Below are 12,532 nucleotides of genomic sequence, written 5' to 3'. Positions count from 1 at the left end.
GAAAGCCTGATTTTCATGGATAAATTCGTTGAAAATCAAATAGATAAAACATAATTGTGATGTCGTTTGTACAGTTCGTGATAAGCGCTCACATTCGCCGTAATCGGCAGTGTTTCACTGCCCGGGTCCAGCGTGACACAGCGTTCGCACAATTCGCCCAGGGGGGTGTCGAGCCCGCTCTGGCGCGCCTGGCACCAGGCGGCCTGGATTGCCGCGCCCAGGGCTGCGGCTTCGCTCTGCTGGGTGCAGACCACCGGGGTGTCCATGATGTCGGCGACTATCTGCCGCCATACCGGGCTTTTCGAGCCGCCGCCGATCAGGCGGATGCTGCGGCTTTGCAGGCCATTGTTGCGCAGCAGGTCCAGGCCATAGCGCAGCCCGAAAGTGGTGCCTTCCACCACGGCGCGGCACAGATTGGCCTGGGTCAGGTTATCCATGGTCAGCCCCAGCAGGCTGCCGGTGGCGTGGGGCAAGGCGGGCACCCGTTCGCCATTGAGGAACGGCAGCATACACACGCCTTGGGCACCGATTGGTGCTTGCTGTACCCGCTGGTTGAAGGTTTCCAGGTCCAGGCCCAGCAGTTCGCGCACCGCGCCGGTGGCATTGGTCAGGTTCATGGTGCAGATCAACGGCAGCCAGCCGCCGCTGGATGAACAGAAGCTCGCGACCGAGGCATCGCGGCTGACCTGGGGCTGGTCGGCATAGGCATACACGGTGCCGGACGAGCCGAGGCTGATGGTGATCGCCCCCGGCTGGATATTGCCGGTGCCTATGGCGCCCATCATGTTGTCGCCGCCGCCACTGGAAACCAGGGCGGCAGGGTTGAGCCCCAGGTGCCGGGCGATGTCCGGGAGGATGGTGCCCACCGCCTGCGCGGATTCGATCAGCGGCGGCAGTGCCGCCTGCAAGCGCCTGCTGGGGTCGATATGGGCCAGCAGTTCCAGGTCCCACTGGCGGCTGCGCACATCGAAGTAGCCGGTGCCCGAGGCATCGCCGTATTCGCTGCAGGCGCGCCCGGTGAGCCAGAAGTTCAGGTAATCGTGGGGCAGCAGGATCCGCGCGATACGGGAGAACAGCTGCGGATGTTGCTCCTTGGTCCATAGCAGCTTGGACACTGTGTAGCCCGGGGCTATCACCAGGCCCAGGCGTTCCAGCGAACCGGACTCGCCCCCCAGCCATTCCAGTAGCCGGTCGTTTTCCGCGGTGGATTCGGTGTCGCACCACAGTTTGGCCGCACGCAGCACCTGGCCCTGGTCGTCGAGCAGCACCAGGCCGTGCTGCTGCCCTGAAACGCCGATGCCGAGGATCTGCTGGCCATCGACTCCGGCCGCCTGCAAGGCCTGTGCGGTGGCGTGGCTGAAGGCTTGCAGCCACTGCTGGGGGTCTTGTTCACGCCGACCGTTGTCGCCGCTGATCAGGCTGTGGGGGGCCGCGCCCAGGCCCAGCACCTGACCGCTGTGGGTGTCGAGAATAATCGCCTTGGTGCCCTGGGTGCCGCAGTCGATCCCCAGAAACAGCTGCTGTGTGGTCATGAATCACCCTGCGCAAACTATGAAATCCAGCGTTTTCAGCCGTGGCTGGCCAGCACCCGCTCCAGGGTCTTGCTCACGCCGTGCTCGCGCAGGCTGGCCAGGCAGCGTTCGAAGGCTGCGACAAAGGCCGGCGAGCGGGCAAGGGCGCTGCCGAAGATTTCCTCGACCCCCAGCAGGCGCCGGGTCAGCAGGGCATCGTCGGCCACCAGGCCCTGGCAGAACTCGGCGCGCGGGTCGGGAATGCTGTAGCGCGTGCCGTTCTCGTCGACGCCCTTGAGGTACAGGGCCCAGGCCGCCACCACCAGGGCCGCGCGCTCGGTGTCGCGGCCGTCGGCAAGCAGGCGGTTGAGGGTAGGCACGGTGAACTTGGGAAACTTCGATGAACCGTCGGAACAGACCCGCTCCAACTGGTCGGCAATGGCCCGGTTGGAGAAGCGCGCCACCAGGGTGTCCTTGTAGTCGGCGAGGTCGATGCCCGGCACCGGCGCCAGTTGCGGGGTCACGTCCAGGTCCATATAGGCGCGCATGTAGGCGACGAACAGCGGGTCGGCCATGGTCTCGTGGACAAAACGGTAGCCCTTGAGGAACCCCAGGTAGGTCAGGGCCAGGTGGCTGCCATTGAGCAGCTTGATTTTCATCTCTTCGTAGGGCGTGACGTCGTCGGTGAACTGCACACCGACCTGTTCCCAGGCCGGGCGGCCATTGACGAACTTGTCCTCCAGTACCCACTGCACAAAGGGTTCGCAGACCACCGGCCAGGCGTCGTCCACTGCGTGCTGGTCGTGCAGCTGCAAGCGGTGGGCGGTGCTGGTCATGGGCGTGATGCGATCGACCATGGCGTTGGGAAAGCTGACGTTGGCGGCAATCCAGTCGTGGAGGTCGGCGTCGCGCAGGGCGGCAAACGCCAGCAGCGCCTTGCGGGTCACCACGCCGTTGTGCGGCAGGTTATCGCACGACATCAGGGTAAAGGCCGGGGTGCCGGCGGCCCGGCGTCTGGCCAGGGCCGCGCAGAGAAAGCCGAACACGGTTTTCGGCTGGGTCGGGTGGGCCAGGTCGTGCTGGATCTGCGGCAGGTGGGCCATGAACTCGCCGCTGCTGTCGTCGATGCAGTAGCCGCCCTCGGTGATGGTCAGGGACACGATGCGGATCTCGGGGCTGGCCAGTTTCTCGATCAGGGCCTGGGCGCCGTCCTCGGCCAGCAGCATGTCGCGGATCGCGCCGATGACCCGGACCTCGGTGTCGTCGCCATCGCCCAGCTCGAACAGGGTGAACAGGTAGTCCTGCTCCTTCAGGTCATCCCGCGCGCGGCGGTCTTCGGCGCGCAGCCCGATGCCGCAGATGGCCCAATCCAGGCCGCTGCCGGTGTTCATCAGGGCGTCGGTGTAATACGCCTGGTGCGCACGGTGGAAACCGCCAACGCCGATGTGGGCGATGCCTTGGCGCGTGTCGTCCAGGGCGTAGGCGGGCAGTTGCACTTCAGAGGCGAGGCGGTGCAGGTTGGCGTGGTTGAGTTTCATCGCAGGTTCTCGGCTATCAGGCGGCGGCGCGCAGCGGGCGGGTCAGCGCCACGCCGTCGGCATCGAATAAATGGCAGTGTTCGGCGTCCAGGTGCAGGCTCAGGGTTTCGCCGTAGCGGCTGGCCAGGTCGCCGCGCACGCGCATGGTCAGGGCTTCGCCGGAAGCGGTCAGCACGTGGCAGAAGGTGTCGCTGCCCAGGCGTTCGCTGACGTCGGCCGTGACCTGCAGGGTGCAATCGCCGGGTTGGGCCAGGTTCAGGTGTTCCGGGCGGATGCCCAGGGTCACGGCGCCGCCGACGCTCAGCTTGGCGCCGCTCAGGGGCAGGCTGATGCGGGTGCCGGCATCCAGCAGCACTTCGCAGCCCTGGCTGTCGATCCGGGTCACCTGGCCCTTGAGAAAGCCCATCTTCGGCGTGCCCAGGAACCCCGCGACAAACAGGTTGGCCGGCTGATGGTAGAGCTCCAGGGGCGAACCGACCTGCTCCACGCGGCCGCTGTTGAGCACCACCACCTTGTCCGCCAGGGTCATGGCTTCGACCTGGTCGTGGGTCACGTAGATCATGGTCGCCTGCAGTTCCTTGTGCAGGCGCGCCAGCTCCAGGCGCATCTGTACCCGCAGCGCGGCGTCGAGGTTGGACAAAGGCTCGTCGAACAGGAATATTTTCGGGTTGCGCACAATCGCCCGGCCAATGGCCACGCGTTGGCGCTGGCCGCCGGACAGCTGCTTGGGCTTGCGTTCGAGCATCGGCCCCAGTTCGAGGATCCGCGCCGCTTCATTGACCTTCTTCTCGACCTCGGCCTTGGCCACCCCGGCCAGGTCCAGGGCGAACGACATGTTCTTGCGCACGCTCATGTGCGGGTACAGGGCATAGGTCTGGAACACCATGGCCAGGTCGCGCTTGGCCGGGCTGACCTCGGTGATGTCGCGTCCGTCGAGCTCGATGGTGCCGCCGCTGACTTCCTCCAGCCCGGCAATCAGTCGCAGCAGGGTCGACTTGCCGCAGCCCGACGGTCCGACGAATACCACGAACTCCTTGTCGTTCACCTCCAGGTCGATGCCCTTGATGATGGAGAACCCTTCGAAACCTTTTTGCAGATTGTTGATTTTCAGGTGGGCCATGATGGGCCTCCGCTTCTAAATTCGTTGTTGTTTGAAGGTGCGGTTATTTCACGGCGCCGAAGGACAGGCCCCGGACCAGTTGTTTCTGGCTGATCCAGCCAAAGATCAGGATCGGCGCACAGGCCAGGGTCGACACCGCGGACAACTTGGCCCAGAACAAGCCTTCGGGGCTGGAGTAGGAGGCGATCAACGCGGTCAACGGCGCGGCATTGGAGGAGGTCAGGTTCAGCGACCAGAAGGCCTCGTTCCAGCACAGGATCAGCGACAGCAGCACAGTTGAAGCCAGGCCGCCCTTGGCGATCGGCAACAGTACCCGGACCATTTCCTGCAACAGGGTGGCGCCGTCCAGGCGCGCGGCCTCGAGGATGTCCCGGGGGATGTCCTTGAAGTAGGTGTAAATCATCCAGACCACGATCGGCAGGTTGATCAGGGTGTAGATGATGATCAGCGCGATCCGCGTATCCAGTAGGCCGAAGCTTTTGGCCAGCAGGTAGATCGGCATCAGCACCCCCACCGGCGGCAGCATCTTGGTCGACAGCATCCACAGCAGCGTGCTCTTGGTGCGCTGGGTTTCGTAGAAGGCCATGGAGTAGGCCGCCGGCACCGCAATCAACATCGCCAGGGCCGTGGCGCTGAAGGAAATCACCACCGAGTTCCAGGCAAAGGCGAAGTAATTGCTGCGCTCGTTGATGTGCAGGTAGTTCTCCAGAGTCGGCGTGAAGATGAACTGCGGCGGCGTGGCAAAGGCGTCGATTTCGGTCTTGAAGCTGGTCAGCACCATCCAGAAGATCGGGAAGAAGATCAGGATCGCGATGGCCCAGGCCAGGGTGCCGAGCAGCAGGCTTTGCAGGCGGCGGGATTGTTGAAGCGTCATGGCGCGGCCCTCAAGGCTTGTCAGTCAGGTTTTTGCCGAGCATGCGGACCAGGATGATCGCCGCGATATTGGCGATCACCACCGCGATCAGGCCGCCGGCAGAGGCCATGCCCACGTCGAACTGCACCAGCGCCTGGTTGTAGATCAGGTAGGCGAGGTTGGTCGAGGCGTAGCCGGGGCCGCCGTTGGTGGTGGTGAAGATTTCGGCGAACACCGAGAGCAGGAAGATGGTTTCGATCATCACCACCACGGCGATGGGGCGCGCCAGGTGGGGCAGGGTCAGGTGCCAGAAAATCGCAATCGGCCCGGCACCGTCCAGGCGCGCGGCTTCCTTCTGTTCCTGGTCCAGGGACTGCATGGCGGTCATCAGGATCAGGATGGCGAAGGGCAGCCACTGCCAGGACACAATGATGATGATCGACAGCAGCGGGTAGTGCGCCAGCCAGTCCACGGGCTCGGCGCCGAACACCTTCCACAGGGCCGCGAGAATCCCCGACACCGGGTGGAAAATCAGGTTCTTCCAGATCAACGCACCAACCGTGGGCATGATGAAAAACGGCGAGATCAGCAGCACCCGCACCAGGCCGCGGCCGAAAAACTCGCTGGCCTCCAGCAGGGCACTGATCAATACCCCGAACACCACACTGATCAGCAGCACGCTGCCCACCAGCAGCAGGGTGTTGGTGGCGCCGGGCAGGAAGCCCGAATCGGTGATGAAGTAGGTGAAGTTCTCCAGGCCGACGAATTGGTTTTCGCCGGGGTAGAGCAGGTTGTAGCGAATCAGCGAGAAGTACAGGGTCATGCCCAGGGGCACGATCATCCACAGCAGCAACAAGGCCACCGAAGGGCTGACGAGGAACCAGCCGGGGTTGATCAAGCGGCTTTTACGCGGCTTGTCCGGGGTCGCGGTTTGCACGGGGGCAGTGGTGGTATTCATGGCGATCACAGGCTCGTTAGGCGGCGGGGCCTTGCGCCGAGGGGCAGGCTCCCGCGGCGCAATGGGGGTATCTACAGACTATTTGGGGTAACCGGCGCGCTTCATTTCGCGCTCGGTGAAGGTCTGTGAATCCGCCAGGGCTTTTTCCACGGTCGAGCCGCCGGTCAGCGCGCTGGAGAAGAACTTGCCGACCTGGGTACCAATGGCCTGGAATTCAGGAATGGTCACCAACTGGATGCCCACATACGGCACCGGCTTGGCCGATGGGTCTTTGGGGTCGGCGACTTTCAGCGATTCGAGCGTCACCTTGGCAAAGGGCGCCGCCTTCATGTACTCGTCGCTGTAGGTCGAGGTGCGGGTGCCTGGCGGTACGTTGGCAATCCCATCGGTCTTGGCGACCAACTGGCTGTATTCCTTGGACGTGGCCCAGGTGGTGAAGACCTTGGCGGCGTCCTTGGCTTTGGAACTGGTCGGAATCCCCAGGGACCAGGAGTACAGCCACGAAGCACCTTTTTCGGTTTTCTCGTGGGGGGCAAAGGTGAAGCCGACGTGGTCAGCCACCTTGCTCTGAGTCTTGTCGGTCACGAACGAGCCGGCGACGCTGGCATCGACCCAGATCGCGCACTTGCCGCTGTTGAACAGGGCGAGGTTTTCGTTGAAGCCGTTGCTGGAGGCCCCCGGCGGGCCGGATTTCTTCATGTTGTCGACGTAGAAGTTCAGCGCGTCTTTCCATTCCGGACCGTTGAACTCGGGTTGCCACTTCTCATCGAACCAGCGCGCACCGTAGCCGTTGGCCAGGGTGGTGATCAGCGCCATGTTCTCGCCCCAGCCGGCCTTGCCACGCAGGCACAGGCCGTATTGCTCTTTGCTCTTGTCGGTGAGTTTTGCCGCGAATTCGCCGATCTGGGTCCAGGTCGGGTGCTCGGGCATGGTCAGCCCGGCGTCCTTGAACAGGTCGGTGCGGTAGTAGGTGATCGAGCTTTCGGCGTAGAACGGCAGGGCGTACAGCGCGCCCTTGACGGAAAGGCCGTCGCGTACGGAAGGGAAGACATCCTCCAGGTCGTAGTTCGCCGGCAGGTCTTTCATCGGCTCCAGCCAGCCCTTGGCGCCCCAGAGTGCGGCTTCGTACATGCCGATGGTCAGCACGTCGAACTGTCCGCCCTGGGTGGCGATGTCGGTGGTCAGGCGTTGGCGCAGTACGTTTTCTTCGAGCACCACCCAGTTGAGCTTGATGTCCGGGTGTTCGCTCTCGAAGGTTTTCGAGAGTTTTTGCATGCGAATCATGTCGCTGTTGTTGACGGTGGCGATGGTGACGGTCTGTGCCGCGAAGGTGACGCCGCTGAGGGTCATGCAGGTGGTGACGAGCAGAGCTTTTACCGAAGGTTTCATCGTGCACTCCTCTTCCGGGCCCAGGGGGCGACAGAAGGACGGTTATTGTTTTTGTGTCTTCCGCAGACCAGGAAGATGTGCGCTGATTACAGCCCTCAAAACCCTCGCTGACAAATCATCCCTGACACTTTAATCGATACTTTTTTGCACTCGGTGCCAACAGCCATATCCCCAGCGATCGCTGTTTGAGCGGGCCCGGGCTCAATGGGCGCTGCAAGAAAGGCGCAAAAAGCGTATTGGTTTTGGTGTGGGCACGGACCTCTCAGCCAAAAGGCCACTGGCTTTTTAGCCGCCACTGCCTAAGATGGCCGACCCATCCCCCCTGTACAGGAAGCTGTTAAGCGCGATGTCGGAAAAAGACACCATTTCCATTCACCTGGTGCGTGAAGCGCTGTTGCAGAGCTGTGCCCGTGGTGCGGCCAGCGTTGAAGCCCTGAATAAGGTCGGCATCGACCCGCAGTTGCTCGATGACCCCGCCGCCCGAGTTCCGGCCACGGCCTATGCGCGCCTGTGGCGCTTGCTGGCGCGGCGCCTGGACGATGAGTTTTTTGGCATGGACCCGCGCAAGCTCAGGTCCGGCAGCCTGGCGTTTCTGTGTCGTTCGTCCATGGCCCAGCTCAACCTGGCGGCGGGGCTGGAGTCGGGACTGGGGTTTCTGTCGCTGATGCTCGAACGCCTGCCGGCGCAACTGGTGCGCCAGCAGAGCCTGGCGGAAATCGTGCTGCTGGAGGACGATCCGCAGCCGGGTCGCGCCTTCACTTACTTCACCTACTGGATGATCGTGCACGGCGTGGCCTGCTGGCTGGCCGGGCGGCGGATCCCGATCCTGGCCATCGAGTTGCGGTGCCCAGAGCCGGACTTCTGCGACGACTACAAGGTGATGTTTTCCGAAAACCTGCGTTTCGACCGGCCGCGCACGCGGATGATCTTTGCCGCCGATTGCCTGGACCTGCCGATCAAGCGCAGCTTCGAAGAACTCAAGCGCTTTTTGGCCCATGCCCCGGCCAATATCCTGGTCAAGTACCGCGACCCGCAGAGCCTGGCCAGCCGCATCAAGCACGACTTGCGCCAGCTTGCGGCCGAGCAGTGGCCGGAAACCGAGAGCCTGGCCCTGAGCCTGTGCATGTCGGCCTCGACCCTGCGCCGGCGTCTGGCGGAAGAGGGCCAGACCTACCAGGGCCTCAAGGACAGCGTGCGCAAGGAGCTGGCGATCATCTGGCTGGCCGAGCCGCAGATCAGCTTTGCCGAAATCGCCAGCCGCCTCGGGTTCGCCGATGCCAGCTCGTTCTACAAGGCCTTTCGCAAATGGTCCGGTTCCAACCCCGGGCATTACCGCAGCCTGATTCTCAACGAAGCCCACTGACCCCGCGCAGCGGTCAGGCCGAGCGCACTTGGCGGCGCGCGGCCTCTTCGCGCACGGCGGGGAGGATCCAGCGCCCGTAGTCGACGGTGTCGTACAGCGGGTCGTAACCGCGGTTGAGGAAGGTGGTGACCCCCAGGTCGACGTAGTCCATCAGGGCCTGGGCCACGGTTTCCGGGGTGCCGACCAGGGCGGTGGTGTCGCCATAGGCGCCGACGGCGGTGGCGGTGGGCATCCACAGCGCGCGGTCATGGCGGTCGCCCCGGGCGGCGGCGGCCAGCAGGCGTTCCGAGCCGGTGCCCTTGATCCGTTTCTGCCAGGGGCTGCCGGCGGCGAACTGCGGGTTGGCCTTGATCTGCGCCAGGATCTGCTCGGCGCGTTGCCAGGCCAGTTCCTCGGTGGCCCCCAGGATCAGCCGGACCGAAAGGCTGACCCGGGGTGCCGCGACTCCAGCGGCCTGGGCGGCGGCCTTGAGTTTGGCGATCTGCTCGGCGACCCCGCTCAGGGGCTCGCCCCACAGCGCATACAGGTCCGCATGCTTGACCGCGATCTGGTAGGCGATGTCCGAGGACCCGCCAAAGGAAATCGGGATGTGCGGCTGTTGCAGCGGCTTGACCGGGGAAAACGCGCCCTTGATGTTGAAGTACTGCCCTTCGAAATCGAATGGTTCCTCGGCGGTCCAGGTACGGCGCACGATCTCCAGGTACTCGTCGGTGCGTTTGTAGCGCTCGGTCTTGTCCAGCAGGGTGTCGCCTTCCTGGGGTTCGGCGGTGATGCCGGTGATGGCATGCAGGCGAATTCGCCCGCCGCCGGTGGTGTGGTCCAGGGTGGCGAAGGCCCGGGCAGCGACGGTCGGCGCCGTGAGGGCCGGGCGGTGGGCAATCATGAAGCCCAGGCGCTCGGTGTGGGCGGCGGCATAGGCGGCGATCTGCAAGCTGTCGGCACTGCCCGGGCCGCTGGCGATCAGCACCCGGTCAAAGCCGGCGTGCTCATGGGCGCGGGCGTGGTGGCGAATGAACTCCAGATCAAAATCCGGACTGCGCACGCCCCGGGTCTCGGACCATTGGCGAGGGAAAATCATGCCGACAAATTCAATGCTCATCTTGGGTTTCCTGAGGGTGTGATTAATCAATCCGTAGCGGCTCTGTAGCCGCTGCCGCTACAGCTGTTAAAACTGGTAATCCACCTGGGCCAGCAGGGTGCGGCCGGGCATGGGTTGCAAGAAGGTGTTGGTGGAACCGGCGAGGCCGCTGACGAAGTTCAGTTCGTTGGTCAGGTTGAGCACGCGCAAGGTGGTGCTCCACTGGGGCTGGCGGTAGTACAGGGCCAGGTCGAGGTTGTATTCGTCGGGGATCTTCACGGTCTTGCTCAGGTTCAGGTACCAACTGCTGGTCCACCAGCCGGAAAGCTCGGCGCCAAAACCTGAGTCGAAGCGGTAGTCGACATAGCCACTGGCGGTGTATTCCGGGATTTGCACCGCGTCGAAGCGCCCGGAAGGCCGCTGGTTGAGGCTGTTGTTGTCGCCGAACACGGTGCCGTTGTCGGCGACGAAACCGGCCGAGGCAAAGCCTGCCTGGGAGGTGAACTCGTTGTAGGCGTTGAGCTTGGACAGGTTCAGGCCGCTGCGCAGGTGGTCGCTGGGTTGGTAGCGCAGGGTGGATTCCACGCCCTTGATCACCAGCCGCGCGATGTTGTTATTGCTGTCCGGGGCCTGGTCGCGGGCCTGCTTGAACGCGGCCAGGGTCATGAACAACTGGTCGGGCACGGCTTCGACCTTCAGCCCGACTTCATGCAGCACGCTCAGGCTCTGGAAGGCCAGGGGGTTGAGCTGGTTGGCGCCAGCGCCGCTGCCCCAGCCCAGGCCGTTGGAGAAGAACCCGGTATTGACCGCCAGGGAGCGGTCGAAGGTGTAGTACAGGGTGCTGTTTTCGGTCGGCTTGACGTAGGGGCTGACCTGAAACGAGAACAGCCGGTAGTTGTTGCCGTCCTTGCGCGGGTTGCCGCCGGCGAGGACGAAGGGGTTTTCGATCTCGGCATCGATCCAGCTGCGGCTGGCGCCGATGTTCAGGCCCAGGCGCTCGCCGAAGTGCAGGTTGTGCTGGCTGAACAGAGTGCGGGTGGTCCAGGTGCTTTCGGCGGTGTAGGGCGCCACGGATTCGGCGTACAGGCCGTGGCCGGCGGGGTACATGGCACCCAGGTTGAGCCAGCCGTAGTAGCTGGAGTACTGGGGCACCCCGGGCTGGCCGATCCAGGCGCCATTGCCGCCGGCAGGGTTGCTGCCGGTGAGCCCCAGCAGGTCGCCGGGGTTCTTGCCCGATGGGTCCTGAGTCAGGTCGTAGGCGTTGATGGTGTTGCCGAAGTTGTTGTTGGCGGCAATCGACTGGTTGAACTCGCGGCGGTAGATCAGCCCGCTGTTGCTGTCGTCGCGCAGGGTCCAGTCGCCGAGTCGGGTTTCATTGCGTGAGCGGAACTCGAAACGGTTGTCGAACAGGTTGTCCCTGGACTGCACCTGGAACGAACCTACGGCGTCGGTCAGGTCCCTGGAGCGCTGGTAGAAGGTGCTGTTGGCCAGGGTGATGCTTGGCGACAGGTCAGCTTCGACCCGCAGCTGGGTGGTGAAACGCCGCGAGCTGTTTTCGTCCTCCTTGCGCTGCCCGGTCTGCGACGACAGCGAGGTCAGGCCGTTGCCCGCCAGGGTCGGGTCATAGACCCAGCCGCGCAGGCTGCCGGGGCTGGCCTGGGTGTTGGGCGAGGCGGTCTGGAAGCTGCCGTCCACCACTGCGTACTGGCCCTGGGCGTTGCGCTGGCGCTGGACCCAGCCCAGGGTCGGTGCATCGGCGGCCCCCGAGGCCAGGACCGGCGACCACAGGGTGTTGCCGTTCTGGATGATCGGCGTGGCGCGCCCGGCATAGTACTGGCCGCTGTCCACCAGTTGCTGGGTGGCGCGGTTCCAGCCGTGGGTGATGTTGTAGTCGTAGTAATTGTCGTAGCTGGCGTTCCAGTCGACCCGCACGCTGTCGTTGCGCCAGGCCAGGGCACCGTAGAAGGCGTCGAAGTTATTGTCGACGTTGTCGTAGAAGTCCTGCTGGCGCTGTTTGGTGATGCTCAGGCGGTACGCCAGGTTGTCGCTCAACGGCCCGGTGTTATCGATGCTGAATTTGCTCGAGTCCCGGGACTCGCCATCGGGAATCCACGACCCCAGCTCGCCGCTGAGCTTGGTCTTGAACTCGTTGAAATTGGGTTTCTTGCTCAGGTAGTTGACGTAGCCACCGCTGCCGGACACCGAGCCGTAGGTCACGGAAGAGGGCCCGGCGACGATATCGGCACCCTCGTAGGCGTTGAAGTTGGCCGGGTGGCGCACGCCATAGGCGCGTTGGCCGTCCTGGAACACTTCCGAGCCCTGGGCCCGGAACTGCGGGGCGATGCCGGCGTTCTGCCCGCCACCGCGGGTGATGCCTGGGGCGTACTTGACCAGGTCATCGGCGCTGCGGATCGAGTCGTTGGCCAACTGCTCGGCGTTGACCTGGGTCACCGAGCGCGGGGTGTCGAGCACTTTGCCCTCAAGGCCACCGTAGACCGAGGTCGGCGGGCGGGTGGGCAGGGCGTCGTCCTCGGACTCGCTGGCGCTGGCCTGGACCGTGACGGTTTGCAGCTGGGTATCGGCGGCAAACGCCTGGATCGGCAGGCTTGCAGCCAGCAGCAGAGGTAAACGCAAGGCGATAGCGTGCATGGCAGAAATGCCCCTTGAAAAATGGGAGGTCGATGTCGAGTCGCGAGTGGGGCGAGACAGCAGGCTGCCTCGC

General features: G+C 64.1%; 9 protein-coding genes. 1 reads left to right on the top strand and 8 read right to left on the bottom strand.

From position 1 onward, the window contains the following. Positions 1-35: 35 nt before the first annotated feature. From xylB to AC19YX_RS01230, 6 genes are all read right to left on the bottom strand, one after another. Complete coding sequence (gene xylB / locus AC19YX_RS01255; protein ID WP_500605478.1) at positions 36-1,532, bottom strand: xylulokinase; 1,497 nt, start codon at positions 1,530-1,532, stop codon at positions 36-38. A 35-nt stretch (positions 1,533-1,567) separates the two neighbouring features. Next, the gene (locus AC19YX_RS01250; RefSeq protein ID WP_500605477.1) at positions 1,568-3,049 is read right to left on the bottom strand and encodes a mannitol dehydrogenase family protein; all 1,482 of its coding nucleotides are present in this window, start codon (positions 3,047-3,049) and stop codon (positions 1,568-1,570) included. Between the two features lie 16 nt (positions 3,050-3,065). Next, positions 3,066-4,169: an ABC transporter ATP-binding protein gene (locus tag AC19YX_RS01245; RefSeq protein ID WP_078472232.1), complete on the bottom strand. Its 1,104-nt coding sequence runs from the start codon at positions 4,167-4,169 to the stop codon at positions 3,066-3,068. A gap of 43 nt (positions 4,170-4,212) precedes the next feature. Then, a complete protein-coding gene (locus AC19YX_RS01240; protein WP_078472233.1) occupies positions 4,213-5,043 on the bottom strand; it encodes a carbohydrate ABC transporter permease in 831 nt (276 codons plus the stop codon). A 10-nt stretch (positions 5,044-5,053) separates the two neighbouring features. Further along, positions 5,054-5,980: a carbohydrate ABC transporter permease gene (locus tag AC19YX_RS01235; RefSeq protein WP_500605476.1), complete on the bottom strand. Its 927-nt coding sequence runs from the start codon at positions 5,978-5,980 to the stop codon at positions 5,054-5,056. A gap of 78 nt (positions 5,981-6,058) precedes the next feature. Then, positions 6,059-7,369, bottom strand: coding sequence for an ABC transporter substrate-binding protein (locus tag AC19YX_RS01230; RefSeq protein ID WP_078472235.1), 1,311 nt, complete (start codon positions 7,367-7,369; stop codon positions 6,059-6,061). Between the two features lie 346 nt (positions 7,370-7,715). Here AC19YX_RS01230 and AC19YX_RS01225 point away from each other — a divergent pair, with 346 nt between their 5' ends. Beyond that, entirely contained in the window at positions 7,716-8,732 is a 1,017-nt protein-coding gene (locus AC19YX_RS01225; protein ID WP_078472236.1) for an AraC family transcriptional regulator, read from the top strand. 13 nt (positions 8,733-8,745) lie between these two features. Here the strand turns inward: AC19YX_RS01225 and AC19YX_RS01220 are convergent, their stop codons facing one another. Beyond that, complete coding sequence (locus AC19YX_RS01220; protein ID WP_500605475.1) at positions 8,746-9,831, bottom strand: LLM class flavin-dependent oxidoreductase; 1,086 nt, start codon at positions 9,829-9,831, stop codon at positions 8,746-8,748. A gap of 66 nt (positions 9,832-9,897) precedes the next feature. Further along, positions 9,898-12,459: a TonB-dependent receptor plug domain-containing protein gene (locus tag AC19YX_RS01215; RefSeq protein ID WP_500605474.1), complete on the bottom strand. Its 2,562-nt coding sequence runs from the start codon at positions 12,457-12,459 to the stop codon at positions 9,898-9,900. Positions 12,460-12,532: the final 73 nt, after the last annotated feature.

Source organism: Pseudomonas sp. MF09150 (genome assembly GCF_059862355.1).
The sequence above is the reverse complement of the archived record's forward strand: the minus strand, read 5'-3'. Positions and strand labels throughout refer to the sequence as shown.